Annotated in this window: 17 protein-coding genes; 4 read left to right on the forward strand and 13 right to left on the reverse strand. The window is 65.4% G+C overall.

The window, feature by feature from the left end; genetic code table 11:
* Nucleotides 1-128: 128 nt before the first annotated feature.
* The 4 genes from L6D89_RS25460 to L6D89_RS25475 form a co-directional block, all read right to left on the reverse strand.
* Nucleotides 129-758, reverse strand: a complete 630-nt coding sequence (locus L6D89_RS25460; RefSeq protein ID WP_054910211.1) for a LysE family transporter — start codon at nt 756-758, stop codon at nt 129-131.
* 246 nt (nt 759-1,004) lie between these two features.
* Nucleotides 1,005-1,763: a TerC family protein gene (locus L6D89_RS25465; RefSeq protein ID WP_236201540.1), complete on the reverse strand. Its 759-nt coding sequence runs from the start codon at nt 1,761-1,763 to the stop codon at nt 1,005-1,007.
* A gap of 15 nt (nt 1,764-1,778) precedes the next feature.
* Entirely contained in the window at nt 1,779-2,342 is a 564-nt protein-coding gene (locus L6D89_RS25470; protein ID WP_236172065.1) for a mechanosensitive ion channel family protein, read from the reverse strand.
* Complete coding sequence (locus L6D89_RS25475; protein WP_236201541.1) at nt 2,342-4,252, reverse strand: ATP-binding cassette domain-containing protein; 1,911 nt, start codon at nt 4,250-4,252, stop codon at nt 2,342-2,344. Before L6D89_RS25475 ends, L6D89_RS25470 begins: the two co-directional genes overlap by 1 nt.
* Nucleotides 4,253-4,299: 47 nt before the next feature.
* On the opposite strand from L6D89_RS25475, the gene L6D89_RS25480 reads away from it, so the two are divergent.
* Complete coding sequence (locus L6D89_RS25480) at nt 4,300-4,764, forward strand: TIGR02444 family protein (RefSeq protein ID WP_236201542.1); 465 nt, start codon at nt 4,300-4,302, stop codon at nt 4,762-4,764.
* 3 nt (nt 4,765-4,767) lie between these two features.
* Here L6D89_RS25480 and L6D89_RS25485 read toward each other — a convergent pair whose 3' ends face one another.
* Nucleotides 4,768-5,967, reverse strand: coding sequence for an AlgP family protein (locus L6D89_RS25485; protein ID WP_236201543.1), 1,200 nt, complete (start codon nt 5,965-5,967; stop codon nt 4,768-4,770).
* Between the two features lie 127 nt (nt 5,968-6,094).
* Between L6D89_RS25485 and L6D89_RS25490 the strand changes: the two genes are divergently transcribed.
* Nucleotides 6,095-6,745: an FKBP-type peptidyl-prolyl cis-trans isomerase gene (locus L6D89_RS25490; protein WP_236201544.1), complete on the forward strand. Its 651-nt coding sequence runs from the start codon at nt 6,095-6,097 to the stop codon at nt 6,743-6,745.
* A 56-nt stretch (nt 6,746-6,801) separates the two neighbouring features.
* On the opposite strand, the gene L6D89_RS25495 is transcribed toward L6D89_RS25490, so the two are convergent.
* Both L6D89_RS25495 and L6D89_RS25500 read right to left on the reverse strand, forming a co-directional pair.
* A complete protein-coding gene (locus L6D89_RS25495) occupies nt 6,802-7,269 on the reverse strand; it encodes an Rsd/AlgQ family anti-sigma factor (RefSeq protein WP_045213212.1) in 468 nt (155 codons plus the stop codon).
* Between the two features lie 257 nt (nt 7,270-7,526).
* A complete protein-coding gene (locus L6D89_RS25500) occupies nt 7,527-8,012 on the reverse strand; it encodes a disulfide bond formation protein B (protein WP_054910205.1) in 486 nt (161 codons plus the stop codon).
* 116 nt (nt 8,013-8,128) lie between these two features.
* On the opposite strand from L6D89_RS25500, the gene L6D89_RS25505 reads away from it, so the two are divergent.
* Nucleotides 8,129-9,214, forward strand: a complete 1,086-nt coding sequence (locus L6D89_RS25505; RefSeq protein ID WP_236201545.1) for a PQQ-dependent sugar dehydrogenase — start codon at nt 8,129-8,131, stop codon at nt 9,212-9,214.
* 48 nt (nt 9,215-9,262) lie between these two features.
* Here the strand turns inward: L6D89_RS25505 and L6D89_RS25510 are convergent, their stop codons facing one another.
* From L6D89_RS25510 to L6D89_RS25535, 6 genes are all read right to left on the reverse strand, one after another.
* Nucleotides 9,263-10,495 (reverse strand): heme biosynthesis HemY N-terminal domain-containing protein, encoded by a 1,233-nt coding sequence (locus tag L6D89_RS25510; RefSeq protein ID WP_236201546.1) that lies wholly within the window; start codon nt 10,493-10,495, stop codon nt 9,263-9,265.
* A complete protein-coding gene (locus L6D89_RS25515) occupies nt 10,492-11,604 on the reverse strand; it encodes a uroporphyrinogen-III C-methyltransferase (protein WP_236172077.1) in 1,113 nt (370 codons plus the stop codon). Before L6D89_RS25515 ends, L6D89_RS25510 begins: the two co-directional genes overlap by 4 nt.
* Nucleotides 11,605-11,631: 27 nt before the next feature.
* Entirely contained in the window at nt 11,632-12,390 is a 759-nt protein-coding gene (locus L6D89_RS25520) for a uroporphyrinogen-III synthase (RefSeq protein WP_236201547.1), read from the reverse strand.
* The gene (gene hemC, locus L6D89_RS25525) at nt 12,387-13,325 is read right to left on the reverse strand and encodes a hydroxymethylbilane synthase (protein ID WP_236201548.1); all 939 of its coding nucleotides are present in this window, start codon (nt 13,323-13,325) and stop codon (nt 12,387-12,389) included. Before hemC ends, L6D89_RS25520 begins: the two co-directional genes overlap by 4 nt.
* A gap of 113 nt (nt 13,326-13,438) precedes the next feature.
* Complete coding sequence (gene algR / locus L6D89_RS25530) at nt 13,439-14,185, reverse strand: alginate biosynthesis regulator AlgR (protein ID WP_017521347.1); 747 nt, start codon at nt 14,183-14,185, stop codon at nt 13,439-13,441.
* Nucleotides 14,186-14,189: 4 nt separating this feature from the next.
* Nucleotides 14,190-15,260, reverse strand: a complete 1,071-nt coding sequence (locus L6D89_RS25535; RefSeq protein WP_236172089.1) for a sensor histidine kinase — start codon at nt 15,258-15,260, stop codon at nt 14,190-14,192.
* Between the two features lie 233 nt (nt 15,261-15,493).
* Here L6D89_RS25535 and argH point away from each other — a divergent pair, with 233 nt between their 5' ends.
* Nucleotides 15,494-16,888 carry an argininosuccinate lyase gene (gene argH, locus L6D89_RS25540; RefSeq protein ID WP_236201549.1) on the forward strand — a complete coding sequence of 465 codons (1,395 nt, stop codon included), beginning with the start codon at nt 15,494-15,496 and terminating at the stop codon, nt 16,886-16,888.
* The last annotated feature ends 16 nt before the right edge of the window (nt 16,889-16,904 follow it).

Raw genomic sequence — 16,904 nt, forward strand, 5'->3', positions numbered from 1 at the left:
AATGAGAATGAAAGAGGTTAAATTGTCACCTCAGGTTTCCGTCTATGCAAGGACAATGTCCCGCACAGTTGCGCCCGGAGCGACTTCGAGGCCGCCCCGACATGCCCCCGAAGAAGCCGCAAACGCCCTCAGGCCGGGGCGCGGCGGACGGTAGCGAGCAGCGCCGCGGCGCCCACGAAAAGGGTAGCGAAAGTACGATTCATCACCCGCTGCTGGCGCTGCGAGCGCAATGCACGCAACACACGGGCGGCCAATCCGGTGTAGCCGGCCATGACGATCAGGTCCACGGTGATCATGGTCGCGCCCATGATCACGTACTGGATCGCCATCGGCCGGTGCGGATCGACGAACTGCGGCAGCACCGCGAGCATGAAGATCACCGCCTTGGGATTGCTGGCGTTGACCAGGAAACCGCGCAGCACCAGGGTCAGCGGCCGACCGATGGGGCGCTCGCCGCTGGCCGCCATGACCTGCGGAGCAGCGGTCCACTGGCGGTAGGCGAGGTAGACCAGGTAGACCACGCCGAACCACTTGATCGCACTGAAGGCCACTGCGGAGGCGGAGAGCAGCGCACCGACGCCGGCGGCGACGATGGCGATCTGCAGGGCAAGGCCGATCTGCAGGCCCAGGGCGTTCCAGTAGCCGCGCCAGAAGCCGTATTGCAGCCCGCAGGACATCGAGGCGATGGCCCCGGCGCCGGGCGACAGGCTGATCACCCAGCAGGCAATGAAGAAGGCGAACCAGGTACTGGCGAGCATTGCGAACCTCACGGCGCCCAGGCAGGCGCAATAATTTGTTACGGAGGCCCAGTGTGCCTCAGTCGCGCCGCATCGCCCAGCATTGCCGACGAAGGTCGCAGGCCTCCCTTGTAGGAGCGAGCTTGCTCGCGAACCGCCTCCGCTGCGGAGTCGCAGGAAACTCTGCTGGCGAGCAAGCTCACTCCTACGAAGTGCCCAAGAAAAAGCCCGGCACCAGGCCGGGCTTTTTTCGTCAACGCAGGCCGATCAGCTCGGAATGTCCTTGCGCAGCTTCACCGGTTCCTCGCCGCGCTTGCGCGCCAGGGCGCCGCGCAGGCGGATGTTGATTGCCTCCACCGCCAGCGAGAAGGCCATGGCGAAGTACACGTAGCCCTTGGGCACGTGGATCTCGAAGGCCTCGGCGATCAGTACGGTGCCGACCACGATGAGGAACGACAGCGCCAGCATCTTCAGCGACGGGTGCTTATCGATGAAGGCGCTGATGGTACTGGCCGACAGCATCATCACGCCGACCGAGATGACGATGGCAGCAACCATCACCGGCACGTGCTGCACCAGACCCACGGCAGTGATCACCGAGTCCAGGGAGAAGACGATGTCGATGATCGCGATCTGGATGATGATGCCCATGAAGCCGCGAGACTTGCCGCCCTGCTGGCCGCCCTCTTCCGCGCCTTCGAGGCTGTGGAAGATTTCCATGGTGCTCTTGAACAGCAGGAACAGACCGCCGAAGAACAGGATCAGGTCGCGCCCGGAAATACCGTGGTCGAACACGGTGAACAGGTCAGCGGTCAGGCGCATAACCCAGGTGATCGACAGCAGCAGCAGTATGCGCGTGCCCATCGCCAGTGCCAGGCCGAAGAAGCGCGCCTTGGGTTGCTGCTCCGGCGGCAGGCGGCCGACCAGGATCGAGATGAAGATGATGTTATCGATGCCCAGTACGATTTCCAGGGCAGTCAGGGTCAGAAAGGCAACCCAGATCTCAGGGCTTGTGAGCCATTCCATAGTGGGGGACGTCCGTCAGGGAGTGGTGGGAAAATTCGGGCCGCGCCAGCGGCGGATGGCCTTCTGGAAGAACAGGTTGTTCGGTACTTGCAGGAGTGCGCCCGGCGCGCCGTCCTCGGCGACTTCTTCCAGGGTGGTGTAGAGCAGGTTGATTGCCACGACCCGGCCCTTCACACCAGGCTTGTCGGCGGACTCGATGACCTCCACGCGGTCGCCCAGGCGGAACGGCCCCATGGTGAAGATCATCAAGGCGCAGAACAGGTTGGACAGCACGCTCCAGATGGCGAAGAAGGCCACCGCAGCCACCGCCGCGAAACCGGTCAGCGCGGCCCAGAGCACGTCGGCGGAGACACCCAGGCGCTCCAGCACCAGCATCACTGCCGAGCCCATGATCAGCCAGCGCAGGCCTCCGCGCAGCGGCAGCAACAGCTCCGGCGGCATCGGATAGCGCTCGCCGAGGCGGCTGATGGCGCGCGTCACGATGCGCTGCACCACCCAGGCCAGCAACAGGATGAGAATGATCTGCCCGCCACGCAGCAGCGGTTCGCTCCACGCCACCAGCAGGTTCACGTCATTCATCACTCACTGGCCTCGAGTTGGCGCTGCAACTCTTCGAGGGTTTCCAGGGCCATCAGCCAGGACTCTTCCAGCTCGCTCTCGCGACCTTTCAGTGTCGCCTGGCGGGCTAGCAGATCGCGCAGCTCGTCCTTGCGCGCGGCATCGTAGAGCGCGCTGTCGCCCAGCCGCTGTTCCAGCTCGGCAAGCTGCTCATGGACCTTGCCCAGTTCCTTCTCCAGCTTGTCCGCCTCGCGCTTGTGCGGAGCGAGTTGCTGGCGCAGGGCGGCGGCGGCCTGCCGCTGTGCGCGCTTGTCGGTCTTGTCGCCGGCCGGCGCGGTTGGTGCAGACGGCGTCTGGCGGGCGCGGAAATCCACCAGCCAGCGGGCGTAGTCCTCAAGGTCGCCGTCGAACTCGCGGATGTGCCCATCGGCTACCAGCAGGAACTCGTCGGTAGTGCTCTTGAGCAGGTGCCGATCGTGCGACACCACCACCACGGCGCCGGAGAACTCCTGCAGCGCCAGGGTCAGCGCCAGGCGCATCTCCAGGTCGAGGTGGTTGGTCGGTTCGTCGAGCAGCAGCAGATTGGGCTTCTGCCAGGCGATCAGCGCCAGGGCCAGGCGCGCCTTCTCGCCACCGGAGAAATTCAGCACCGGCTCGTCGCAGCGCTCGCCACGGAAATCAAAACCGCCAAGGAAGTCACGCAGGGTCTGTTCACGCTCGGCCGGCGCGATGCGCGCCAGGTGCAGCAGCGGGCTGGCCTTGGGGTCGAGCGAGTCGAGTTGATGCTGGGCGAAGTAGCCGATGGCGAGGTTTTCACCGCGGCTCAGTTCACCGGCCAGCAACGACAGATCGCCGGACAGGGTCTTGATCAGCGTCGACTTGCCTGCGCCGTTCGGCCCCAGCAGGCCGATGCGCGCACCTGGAACCAGTTGCAGCTTGACCTTCTCCAGCACGGCCTTGTCGCCGTAGCCCAGGCGGGCCTCGGACAGGTTGAGCAGCGGGCTGGAGATCTTGTCGGACTCGCGGAAGGCGAAGTCGAACGGCGAGTCGATATGCGCCGGCGCCAGCTCTTCCAGACGCTCCAGCGCCTTGATCCGGCTCTGCGCCTGGCGGGCCTTGGTGGCCTGGGCGCGGAAGCGGGCAATGTACTTTTCCATGTGCGCGCGCTGCGCCTGCTGCTTCTCGAAGGCCTGCTGCTGCTGCGCCAGACGCTCGGCGCGGGTGCGCTCGAAGGCCGAGTAGCCGCCGCGGTACAAGGTAAGCTTGCACTGCTCCAGGTGGGCGATGTTATCTACCACGGCATCGAGGAAGTCGCGATCGTGGGAAATCAGCAGCAGCGTGCCCGGATAGCCTTTGAGCCACTCTTCCAGCCAGAGGATGGCATCGAGGTCGAGGTGGTTGGTGGGCTCGTCGAGCAGCAGCAATTCGGACGGACACATCAGCGCCTGTGCGAGGTTCAGGCGCATCCGCCAACCACCGGAGAAGTCGCCGACTCGGCGATCCATCTGTTCGGAGGTGAAGCCCAGGCCCGCCAGCAGCTTGCGAGCACGGGCGTCAGCGGTGTAGCCGTCGGCGCTGTCCAGCTCACTGTGCAGGCGCGCGATAGCGGTGCCGTCGTGGGCCTCTTCGGCCGCGACGAGGTCGGCCTGGATCTTGCGCAGATGTACGTCGCCGTCGAGCACGTAGTCGACGGCGAGGCGGTCGAGGGTATCGACTTCCTGGCGCATATGCGCGATGCGCCAGTCGGCGGGCACATAACAGTCGCCGGCGTCCTGGCCGAGTTGGCCGCGCAGCAGGGCGAACAGGCTCGACTTGCCGGCACCGTTGGCGCCGATCAGGCCGACTTTCTGTCCGGCGTGCAGGGTGAGTTCGGCACCTTCCAGCAAGCGCTGGGGGCCACGCTGTAGCGTAAGATTTTGTAGTCGAATCATGGCGGCGGAGTTTATCAGCTTCGCCTGGCAATCGCTGTGGGTGCTCTATGTCTGATGATGTCTGGTCGTATGCGCTGAAACTCTACGCCCGCCCTGGGGTTGAGGCGGTTTGCCTGGCGCTGCAGGAAGACGGCACGGACGTCTGCCTGCTGCTTGGCGCAGCCTGGCTGGGAAGCGCGGGAGCGGCGTTCTCCGAACCCCGGATGAACGAGCTGAAAGCTATCGCGATGAACTGGCGTGACGAGGTGATAGTGCCGTTGCGCTCACTGCGCCGGAACTGGCGCGACGCTGCAAACCGGGATGCAGACCTGGCGGCACTGCGCGAACGGCTCAAACGCCTTGAGCTGGATGCGGAAAAGGTGCTGCTGGAGAGATTGCAGGACGCGGCGAAGAACTGGCCACGGGGCGAAGCGGAAGATCTCGTGCGCTGGCTGGATGCAGCGGCGGGTGACGCGGGCGGCTTGCGCCGCGATGCGCGGGAAACCCTGCGCATCGCGGCGAGCCTCTCCTGAGCCTCAGGAAGCGCTGGAGGAGTTGCTGCTGGCCGGAGTTGCCGGCGCCGGAGTAGCACTGGAAACCGGGGTAGCGGCCGCAGTGCTCGGCTGGGCAGCCGGTGCACTCGGAGCAGCCGGAGCGGCCGGTTTGGCAACGGCGGCGGGCTTCGCAGCGGCAGGCTTGGCGGCCGGTTTTGCGGCAGGCTTGGCAGCGGCTTTCACCGCGGGCTTGGCAGCCGGTTTCGCAGCAGGTTTGGCGGCGGGTTTGGCAGCCGCAGGCTTGGCTGCCGGTTTCGCGGCGGGCTTGGCGGCGGCTTTCGCAGCAGGCTTGGCAGCAGCTTTCGCGGCCGGCTTGGCGGCAGCGGCGGCAGGCTTCGCAGCGGGTTTGGCGGCCGGCTTGGCAGCGGCTTTCGCAGCAGGCTTGGCTGCAGCAGCGGCAGGCTTCGCAGCAGGTTTGGCAGCAGCCTTGGCGGCGGGTTTGGCTGCCGGCTTGGCGGTGGCTTTCGCAGCGGGCCTGGCGGCAGGCTTAGCCGCGGGTTTAGCAGCGGCAGGCTTGGCAGCGGCAGTGCGTGCGGCCGGTTTGGCAGCAGGCTTGGCGGCAGCTTTTGCGGCAGGCTTGGCAGCCGGTTTGGCGGCGGGCTTCACAGCCGGTTTGGCAGCTGCTTTAGCAGCCGGCTTGGCAGCGGCAACCTTGGCGGCCGGCTTGGCAGCGGGTTTTGCCGCAGCTTTTGCAGCTGGCTTGGCGGCAGCTTTCACGGCCGGTTTGGCAGCCGGCTTGGTGGCAACCCTGGCAACCGGTTTGGCAGCGGCAGCAGCCGGCTTGCGGGTAGCGAGGGATTTGCCAGCGGCTTCCTTCACCTTGGTCACGCCCTGGGCGAGCTTCAGGCTCTCCTGCACATCGCGCTTGAGGTTGGCGATGTAGGCGCGGGTTTCAGTCTGGCGAGTTTTCAGGATATCCAGTGCGCCGTCGATTTCAGCGATGGTCGACTTGGCTTTTGCCTGCGCCTTCGCCTTGCCAGCCTTGGTCGCTTCCTGCAGCTTGGCGCGAGCCTTGTGCAGCTTCTCCTGTGCCTTGCCGCGTTGCTTCTCGAGCTTGGCGAGCAGCTTTTCGGAATCGACGAGCGCCTGCTTGCAGGCACCTTCGAGGTGTTCGATCAGACTGTTGGACAGCTGGTGCAGCAGATGCAGAGGGGTAGTGACGGGTTTCTTGTTGGCCGACATGACGTGCCTCCTGGCGGACGTGGTTGCGCCCATACTAGCCCCGCACACGGCCTCTCGCCAATGTCCTGATTGAGCTGGAGCCCGCGGCAGGCATAATCTCCAGCGGTTTTCACACACGGATGAAGCGATGCATCGCCACTGCCTGATCTGCCTTGCACTGTTTTCCCCCCTCGCCAGCGCTGCCGCGCCAAAGGACGAACTGGCCTACAGCCTGGGCGTCGAGCTGGGTCAGCGACTGCAGCAGGAAGTGCCTGGAATAGCCGTCGCAGACCTGCTCGAAGGCCTGCGCCAGGGCTATCGCGGCGAGGCGCCGGCACTCTCCGAACAACGCATGCAGGACGTGCTCGCCGCCCACGAAAGGCAGCACGACGCAGCGCAACCACAGGCCGCCGCGAGCGAGCAGGCGATGGCTGCCGAACGGCGTTTCCTGGCCAACGAAAAAGCGCGCTACGGTGTTCGCCAACTGCCCGATGGCGTGCTGGTCCAGGAGCTTCGTGCCGGGCGTGGAGTGGCGAATGCGCAGATGCGCGAAGCGAAGGTGAACTACATCGGCACCCTCGCCGATGGCAGTCAGTTCGATGCGAGCAATTCGCCGCAGTGGTTCCGCCTCGACGCGATCATTGCCGGTTGGCGCAGCGTATTGCCCATGATGTCGCCCGGTGCGCGCTGGCGCATCGTGGTGCCATCGGCACAGGCTTATGGAGCGGAAGGCGCCGGCGATCTGATCCCGCCCTATGCCCCGCTGGTCTTCGAGATCGAGTTGCTCGAGAGTCGCTGAAACGAAAACGGCGCGAGTGCATCGAGCGCTCGCGCCGTCGGGGGGCTCGCCATCGCTCAGGCCGTGACGGCTTTCTGCTCGTGGGAGTTGTGCAGCACTTCGATCAGGCAGTCTTCCAGCTCGAAGCGTTCGTGCAGTTGCTGGCGCAGGCTCTTCAGCTCACTGGTCAGGCAAGTACCTTCACGGCAGTCGCCATTATCACAGCGGTCATTGAAGTTCAGCGCATTGGCGGTGATGGTTTCGAGGCGTGGATAGATCTGCTTGGCCAGTTCCAGGCCCCGTGTATCACCGAAGGCCTGTGCCTCGTTCATCAGCTGTTCGTAGACTTCGAAATGGCCTGCCGACACATAGTCGAGCAGTAGCTGACAGAAGCTTTGCAGGTTCTCGGCATTGGTCTTCGGCGCCTGGACACCGTCCAGGGAATCGAATGCCCGGACCAATTCATGTCGATCCCGCAACCAGCGGTCGATCAGCTGGTGTACGCCTCCCCAACGTTCCTGGGCATTACGGCAGCTCTCGAGCATGTTGTCCTCACTTCCCTTTTCGCCGTCCCGGCAATGTCCGCCCCGGGACAATATTCTGTCGAATCTCGACGTCCGCGATGTATGAAGCTTGTTCGGCGGCGGCTTTCCGACGGAGTGGAAAACCAGAGTATGCCCGCCCGTTATCGCCTTCAAGACACCGGCAACGGGAAAATTCATACGAGCGTTTAATCGACAGACCGCGACGCCTCTGGCCTGCGCCGATACGGCGCAGGCCATGGCGAATTGAGATGCGACGCTCAGCCGCGGCGGCGGAAGAACTGCACGATGGCGAACAGGGCGAAACCGATGAAAGCCAGCAGGCTCCACTCCGGAATGCTCAGGCCGAGCAGGGTCCAGGACACTTCGGCGCAGTCGGCCGAGCCGTGGAACATGGTCCAGATGATGTCGGCATAGGGCATGCTCTCCATCATGTATTCCAGCGGCGGCAGGCAGGACGGCAGTTGGTCCGGCGGCAGAGTCTGCAGCCATACCTGGCGGCCCGCGGTGCCGGCGCCACCCAGGGCGCAGAGCAGGATCAGCACCGAGTACACGCGCGGTGCGCGGCCGTGCAGTGCGGCGATCAGCGAGAACAGACCGCAGCCCGCGAAGAAAATACGCTGCAGGATACACAGCGGGCAGGGCTCCAGCCCGACCATGTACTGCAGGTAGAACCCGGTGCCAAGCATGGCGACGCAGGCGAGGAAGGCAAGGAAGAACAGGGACCGAGGGCTGGCCAGGTTCATGGCGGCTCCGCTGAAAAGCGCTGTTGCAGGAAAGGCCGCTACGGTAGAGGAAACACGGCGATCAGTTCAAGGCAAGTGTCTAGACTGGCCGTGGCACTCATCCGGGAATCCATGCCATGCGTCGTCATTTCCTACTTTGCTCGCTGCTTTCCCTGACAACAGCACCGGCCATAGCTGCTACCGATCTCAGCAAAATTCGCCTACCCGAAGGCTTCCACATCAGCCTTCTCACCGATCAGGTCCCTGGCGCCCGCGCCATGGCCTGGGGCGACCGGGGCACGCTGTTCGTGGGCAGTCGCTCCGCCGACAGGATCTATGCGGTGAAACCCGACGGCCAGGTGAAGGCGCTCGCCAATGGCCTGCAGATGCCCGTGGGCGTGACCTTCCACAAGGGGGACCTCTACGTTTCCTCGGTCAACCGCGTCGTCGTACTGCGCGACATCGAGGCGCACCTCGATGCACCACCCAAGGCTGAGGAGCTACCGGCAAAGTTTCCGCAGGAGACCGCGCACGGCTGGAAGTTCATCGCCTTCGGCCCCGACGACAAGCTTTATGTGCCGGTCGGTGCGCCATGCAACATCTGCCGTCCGGATCGCGAGCAGTACGCCAACCTGCAGCGTATGAATGCCGACGGCAGTGCGCGGGAAGTGGTGGCCTACGGCATCCGCAATACGGTTGGATTCACCTGGCACCCGCAGACGAACCAGCTGTGGTTCACCGACAACGGGCGCGACCTGCTCGGTGATGACGAGCCTGATGACGAGCTGAACAAGCTCAGCAAGGTGGGCGAGGACTTTGGCTACCCCGACTGCCACCAGGGCGACATCGCCGACCCCGAAGAAGGCAGGAAGCCCTGCTCCGCGTTCACTCCCCCGGTGGCCAAGCTCGGCCCGCACGTCGCCGCACTGGGGCTGCGCTTCTACACCGGCGAGCAGTTCCCCGCCGAGTACCGCAATAACCTGTTCATCGCCGAGCACGGCTCGTGGAACCGCACGCAGAAGATCGGCTATCGGGTGAAGCGGGTCGAACTCAACGATGACGGCACGCTGAAGCGCCAGAGCGTGTTCGCCGAAGGATGGCTGGACAGCAACGGCGAGGTTCACGGCCGACCTGCCGACGTACTGGTGGCACCGGACGGCTCGTTGCTGGTCAGCGACGATCAGAATGGCGCGATCTACCGCATCAGCTACGGCAAGCCCTGAAAATGAAAACGGCGCCCAAGGGCGCCGTTTTCACTTGCATCGACAGGATCAGGCGCGCACCGCGACCGCCTGCGATACCGGCGGCGCCAGCAAGCCAAGGCCTTCCTGGAACAGCTGGTTGCTGCGCTCCACTTCACCCAGTTGCGCCAGCAGCCTCGCCAGTTCGGCACAGGTTTCCGCGCTGCGCTGGCGTGCCAGGCTGGCTTCCAGATATTCGCGCGCCTTGCCCCACAGCTTGTTCTGCAGGCACAGCCGGCCCAGGGTCAGCAGGAGCTCGGGGTCATCGCCATGCTGCTTCAACCAGCCTTCGGCGGTCTTCAACTGGTGCGCGCCGTCGCGGCCACGAGCACGGCCATAGAGGTGCACCAGACGGCTGTCGTAGCCTTCCTTGAGGGCCTTGCGCAGCACTTCCTCGGCCTCTTCCGGCGCGCCCAGACGCAGCAGTTGTTCGGCATAGGCGGCCACCAGCGGTGGCTGCGCACGAAGGTTGGCAGGCACGTTCTGCCAGCGCTGGGTCAGCGGCTGCAGGCTGCTTTCGCCCTGGCCGACGCCCCGCTCGCCCGCCTCGCCCAGCGCAGCCATCCAGGTACGGCGCTCCAGGTCCGCCAGCTCGGCGTTCTGCAACACGCGCTCCTTGCGCAACTCGGGCAGCAATACACACAACGCCTGCCATTCGTGGAGGCTGACGTAGAGCTGCTGGAGCAGGCGCAGCACGGTCGGATGACGCGGATGATCCTGGTGCAGCTTGTCCAGCACCACGCGGGCGCGGGTGAAATCGCCGCGGTTGATCAGCAGCTGCGCGCGGGTCAGACCCACGGCAAGCTCGGCGCCGGGCTCGCGCTCCTGGGCGCGGTCCAGCAGCTCATCGCACTCGTCGGTCTTGCCCAGCTCGTTGGCCGCGCGCGCGGCGCCCAGGTAATGCGGCAGCGGGCGGTCGCTCAGTTCGGCGGCACGCCGCAGGTGGCGCAGCGCCTGCGCCCAGTGTCCCTCGGCGAGATCGCGCTGGCCATGTTCCTCGGCCAGTTGCGAGCGGCGCCGACGGTTGAGGCGTGACCAGGGGTTCACCACCCGCCCGGAGACGCCCAGCAGGCGCAATGCCAGACGTACGGCGAGGTAGATCACCCAGAGCGCTACCAGCAGCGCGAGGAAGGTCCACAGGCTCGATTCGTAGCGGAAACTCTTGTAGGCAATCAGCACGTAGCCTGACTGTTCGGCAATGGCCAGCCCGATCAGGGTGGCCGCCAGGACCACGGCGAGAATCAGGACGTAGACGCGACTCATGGCTGGGTCCCCGCGTCCGGCGCCACCGCCTCCTGCTGCTGCACCGCGTTCTCGCGGCGCGACAGGTAGGCCTGCAGCGAACTCAGGGCAGGACCCAGGTCCGGCGTCTGCACGGTAACGGCCTGGCCGCTGAGCTCATCCAGGCGCGCGAGCAGAGCGCGGCTGTCGGCGAGGTCGGCATTGAAGAAGTCACCAACGATCTGCCTGGCCTGCTTCAGCGCCTGCTCGTAGACGTCCTGCTTGCCGTTCAGCGCGGCCCATTGTGCCTGCTCGAGGGCGAGGCTCAGGGCGAGACGGACGCGGTCCAGCTGTTGGCCAGAGAGCAGCGGGCGGATGTCCTGCCCGGCGTTGAAGTCGATGCGCACGTAGCGCGAGATGCGCTCCCACCACTGGTCCCAGGTGCTGCTGCCGTCGCCCCAGGCGGTGCTTGGGCCGGTACCGCCCTCGGAGGGTTTGAATGCCGGATTCAGCGGTTGCAGCTGGGCCGCCTGGTCGCGCAGCGCGCCCAGTTGCAGGAAGAGTCCGGTGCGATCCGGACGCGGCAACGCGCGCAGCGCTTCAAGGCTCTTGGCCAGTTGCGCGCGGGCGGCGAAGGCGCCCGGATCGTTGTTCACGCGAAGGATGTCATCCGCGCCCTGCACCAGCTCGGTGGCGCTGTCGATGTCCTGCAGCGCAGAGAGGCGCAGCGCGGCCAGGCGCAGCAGATGCTCGGATTCGGCCAGCCGCCACTGCTGGCGACTCTGCCCGAGCACCTGCTTGATCTGCTTGGCCAACTGCTGCTGGTCGCCCTGCAGCTCCACCACCAGACGCCGACGGGCTTCGAGCTCATCAGCGTTGGGCAGGGTATCCAGGCGCTTGTTCAGCTCAGCGTTGGCGCTCTGCACGCCCTGCGCCTGGGCGCGGGCATCTTCCAGTTGTGCGGCGCGCTGCTGCTCGGCGCCCTTGAGCTGCTGGACCTGCCAGACGCCCCAGCCACCCGCGGCGAGGCCAGCGGCCCCGACCAGCAGTGCCAGCAGCGCGATGCCCGTGCCACCCCTGCGCGGGGCCGGCGCGGAGGCCGGACTGGACGATGTTGGAGAAGTCTCTTGGGGAGTGACGGCTTCGCTCACAGATCCATCCTTCGCTCGAAAATTGTTCTAGTCGGCGCTTCTCAACGCTTCCATTAACGCCGCTGCGCTTGCGCCCCGGCAATCGATTACTCGCAGTGCGCCCATCTCCCGCGCCTGCTCTGCCACTCGCGGGCTGGGTACGAACAAGGGCATGGCGCGCACTTGCGCCCAATTCTCCGCTGCCAGTTGCCGCAGGTGCTCCAGCCCCTGTCCACTACTGACCGCGATGGCGTTCAAACGCTCCCCCTGGATTCGCCGCAGCAATTCGCCCGGGGGATAAGCCGGCATTTCGCGCCGGTAGAGTTCCAGATAGTCGACCACCACGCCTTGGCCGCGCAGGCGCTCGGCAAGGAATTCTCGGCCACTCTCGCCACGCATGATCAATACCTTCGGATCATGCACCTGCAGGGCCTGCTCGAACTCCGGCAGGGCCAGTAGCGCTTCGCTGTCGTCGCCGTCCTGCGGGCAGACGACATCCAGCCCGTAGTCTTCGAGGATAGCCGCCGTGGCGGCGCCGACGGTGAACCAGCGCTGGGTCAGCGGCGCTTGCGGCCAGTAGCGGTCCAGCCGCTCCAGGCCGAGGCGTGCCGCCGGCTTGCTGACCACGATAACCGCGCAATAGCGGTCCAGGTCAAGGATCAGGCTGCGTTCGGCGGGAGTCTCTTCGCGCGGCGTGATCGCCAGCAAGGGCAGGCAGTCGCCGTGGATGCCGTGTTCGGCGAGGGTGGCAGCGAGCGCTGCACAATCCTCTTCGGGACGGGTCAGCAGCAGCCGCCAGCGGCTCACGGGTGACCGGCCTCGCCGTAGACCGCACGGAGGATTTCCTCGGCGCCCTGGCCCAGCAGGTCTTCCGCGACCTGCACGCCGAGGGCTTCGGCGTCGGCAAACGGCGCGCGAGCTTCGGCGCGCAGCAACTGGCTGCCGTCAGGCTGGCCGACCAGGCCACGCAGCCACAGTTGCTCACCTTCGAGGATCGCGTAGCAGGCAATGGGCACCTGGCAACCACCATTGAGGCGCTTGTTCAGTGCGCGTTCGGCAGTAACGCGCAAGGCCGTCTCGCGGTGATGCAGCGGCTGCAACAGTGCATGGATTTCCGCATCGGCGGTGCGGCACTCGATACCCACTGCACCCTGGCCGCCGGCCGGCAGGCTGGCTTCGACACTGATGGAGGAGCGGATGCGGTCTTCGAAACCGAGGCGGATCAGGCCGGCAGCAGCCAGCATGATGGCGTCGTATTCGCCCGCATCGAGCTTGGCCAGGCGGGTGTTGACGTTGCCACGCAGGAAACGGATCTGCAGGTCCGGGCGGCTGGCCAGCAGCTGGGCCTGGCGGCGCAGGCTGGAGGTGCCGACCACGCTGCCGGCCGGCAGGTCGTCCAGGCTGGCGTAGGTATTGGAAACGAAGGCGTCGCGCGGGTCTTCACGTTCGCAGATGCAGTACAGGCCCAGGCCTTCGGGGAAGTCCATCGGCACGTCCTTCATGGAGTGCACGGCGATGTCCGCTTCGTTTTCCAGCAGGGCGGTTTCCAGCTCCTTGACGAACAGGCCCTTGCCACCGATTTTCGCCAGGGGCGCGTCCAGCAGTTTGTCGCCGCGGCTGGTCATCGGCAGGAGGGTCACGGTCAGGCCGGGATGGGCCTGTTCCAGGCGGGCCTTGACGTATTCGGCCTGCCAGAGTGCCAGGGCGCTCTGGCGCGTGGCGATACGGATTTCGCGAGACATGGGCATTTCCAGGCAAAGGAAGCGTGCAAGAAAGTGCCCGCATGATAACAGCTCACGCAAATGAAAAGCCCGGGGACCGCCCCCCGGGCTTCAGGCGCTGCGGCACTGTGTCGCTACAGGTTGTGCATGAGTCGCCGCACGCCGGCGACGTGGCGGCGGCTGACGGTCAGGGCATCGCCGTTGAGACCTTTCAGGTACAGCTGGAAGTGCCCCAGCGGAGTGCGCTGCAGACGCTCGATACGCTCGCGGGAGACCAGCGCGTTGCGGTGAATACGCACGAAGCGGTCACCGAACTCGTCCTCCAGCGCCTTCAGCGGCTCGTCCAGCAGCACTTCGCCGCCGGCGTGACGCAGGGTCACGTACTTGTGGTCGGCGATGAAGAAGATCACGTCTTCCAGCGGAATCAGTTCGATGCCCTTGCGAGTCCGCGCGCTGATATGGCTGCGCGGACCGGGGCCACCGGCCGCCGGAGGCTTGGTCAGCGCCGCCAACTGCACACGGTTGGGCCGCGAGGCTTTCTTCAGGGCGTCCGCCAGGTCCTCGCTGCGGACCGGCTTGACCAGGTAGCCGACCGCACTGACCTGGAACGCCTCCAGGGCGAATTCATCGTGGGCGGTACAGAAGATCACCGCCGGCGGGGCTTCACGCTCGCACAGCTTGGCGGCCACCTGAAGCCCGTCAAGGCCGGGCATGCGGATATCCAGCAGGACGATATCCGGCTTCAGGCTGTCGATCAGCGTCAGCGCTTCTTCGCCGTTGCTGGCGGATGGCTCGAGGACGCGATAGCCGTCCAGTTGCCCCACCAGCCGGGCCAGGCGCTCTCGCGCCAGGGGTTCGTCATCGACGATCAGGACATTCATAAGCTCAGGCTTCCTGCATGAGACGCGCACATGGATAGCGTAGACAGGTGAAGTGCCGTCCGTCACGGCGCTCGACGCTGAGACTAGCTTTTGGCCCGAAAAGTGCCGCAAGTCGCGCCGCAATATTTTGCAGGGCTTGCTTGGTCCCCTTCGTGGGCAGCGTCTCGGTCGATTCGTCGTACGGGTTGCTCACGCAGAGCTGGAACACACCGTCACGGTAGTCCGCCTCAACTTTCACCAGACCGCCTTCGATCCGCGGCTGGATGCCATAAATCAATGAGTTCTCGAGCAACGGCTGCAGCGTCAGCTGGGGAATCGGCACGCCATCGGGCACGCCGCTCACCTGCCAGTCCATCTGCAACCGGTCGCCAAGACGGAACTGCTCAATGGAAAGATAGCGTCTGGCCAGCTCAAGTTCCTCTCCCCAGGAAATTAATGTTCCAGGTTTGGCCAGGCTGGCGCGAAAAAGGTCCGAAAGATTCAGCACCGCCAGCTCGGCCTTGCCCGGATCGATCTCGATCAGGCTGGCGATGCTGTTCAGGCTGTTGAACAGGAAATGCGGACGGATACGCGCCTGCAGCGATTCGATCCGCGCCCGCAGCTCAGCCTGCTCCTGCCGTCGCCATTGGCTCTGGAGATAAAAGTAGCGTAGCAATAGCGTAGACATGATGAGCGCAATCAACGCGTGCCGCAGGTAGAGATTGACCTCGCCGGTGCGCGACATCGGCCCGCCAAGGGAAAAGTAATCCGCCACGGCCGTGCAGCCCAGCGTCAGCAGGACCACCAGAGCGCAGCTGAGCAGCCCGGAGAACCAGGCCGGCCAGCGCGACATGAACGGCCGCAACTGGCACAGCAGGCCGGCCGAGAGCAGCACGATCCACTGCACGAACAGCGAGGCCAGCGCCAGGCGCACCCAGTTGAAGCTGGGCGTCATCGGCTCGGCGAGCACCAGCACGAGCACCAGCAACTCGGCGAGCAGCACCAGGCTGAACAGCGCTTCAGGCTGGCACAGTTCGGGAATGAAGAAGTCTTCGTTGGGCGCCGGCTTGTCGCCGGTCTTCGTCAGTATGGGCATCGACGCAGTTTCCGTAAGCGCCTGCACGGCGGCAAGCGCCGCGTGCGACCAAAAGCCTGGAATTGTCGGGCAGCGCAAAGATCGGCCAGCGGCCCTGCGACGATTCACCGCCACTACCCTGCCGTAACCCGCCAAAGCGCCGCCGGTTTTGTCCTTCAGCCTGCTATTATCGTCGCACTTTGCCCTTCATGCAGGCTGCGCGCCGCGCCTGCCCGTTTCAGCGAGAGAGATCCATGAGCGTAGAGAAGACCAACCAGTCCTGGGGCGGCCGCTTCAGCGAGCCCGTCGATGCCTTTGTCGCCCGCTTCACCGCTTCCGTCGACTTCGACAAGCGCCTCTACCGCCACGACATCATGGGTTCCATGGCCCACGCGACCATGCTGGCCAAGGTCGGCGTGCTGACCGACGCCGAGCGCGACACCATCATCGATGGCCTGAAGCAGATCCAGAGCGAGATCGAAGCCGGCACCTTCGACTGGCGCGTCGACCTCGAAGACGTGCACATGAACATCGAAGCACGCCTGACCGACCGCATCGGCATCACTGGCAAGAAGCTGCACACCGGCCGCTCGCGCAACGACCAGGTGGCCACCGACATCCGCCTGTGGCTGCGTGACGAGATCGACCTGATCCTCGCCGAGATCACCCGCCTGCAACAGGGCCTGCTGGGCCTCGCGGATGCCGAAGCCGACACCATCATGCCCGGCTTCACCCACCTGCAGACCGCCCAGCCGGTGACCTTCGGCCACCACCTGCTGGCCTGGTTCGAGATGCTCAGCCGCGACTACGAGCGTCTGGTGGACTGCCGCAAGCGCGCCAACCGCATGCCCCTGGGCAGCGCTGCGCTGGCCGGCACCACCTACCCCATCGACCGGAGCATCACCTGCGAACTGCTGGGCTTCGAAGCCATCTCCGGCAACTCGCTGGACGGCGTCTCCGACCGCGACTTCGCCATCGAATTCTGCGCCGCTGCCGCCGTGGCGATGATGCACCTGTCGCGCTTCTCCGAAGAGCTGGTGCTCTGGACCAGCGCCCAGTTCCAGTTCATCGACCTGCCCGACCGTTTCTGCACCGGCTCCTCGATCATGCCGCAGAAGAAGAACCCGGACGTACCGGAGCTGGTGCGCGGCAAGTCCGGCCGCGTGTTCGGCCACCTTGCCGGCCTGCTGACCCTGATGAAGGGCCAGCCGCTGGCGTACAACAAGGACAACCAGGAAGACAAGGAACCGCTGTTCGACGCCGCCGACACCCTGCGCGACAGCCTGCGCGCCTTCGCCGACATGGTTCCGGCGATCAAGCCCAAGCGCGAGATCATGCGTGAAGCTGCCCGCCGCGGCTTCTCCACCGCCACCGACCTCGCCGACTACCTGGTGCGCCGTGGCCTGCCGTTCCGCGACTGCCACGAGATCGTCGGCCACGCCGTGAAGTACGGCGTGGACAGCGGCAAGGACCTCGCCGAGATGAGCCTGGACGAACTGCGCCAGTTCAGCGACCAGATCGACGACGATGTGTTCGCCGTGCTGACCCTGGAAGGCTCGGTGAACGCCCGCGACCATATCGGCGGCACTGCACCGAACCAGGTTCGCGCTGCTGTCGTGCGCGGCAAGGAACTGCTGGCTTCGCGTTAACAGCCATCAGCCGCGC

This window comes from Pseudomonas pseudonitroreducens, from assembly GCF_021603645.1.
Classification (GTDB): domain Bacteria; phylum Pseudomonadota; class Gammaproteobacteria; order Pseudomonadales; family Pseudomonadaceae; genus Pseudomonas; species Pseudomonas pseudonitroreducens.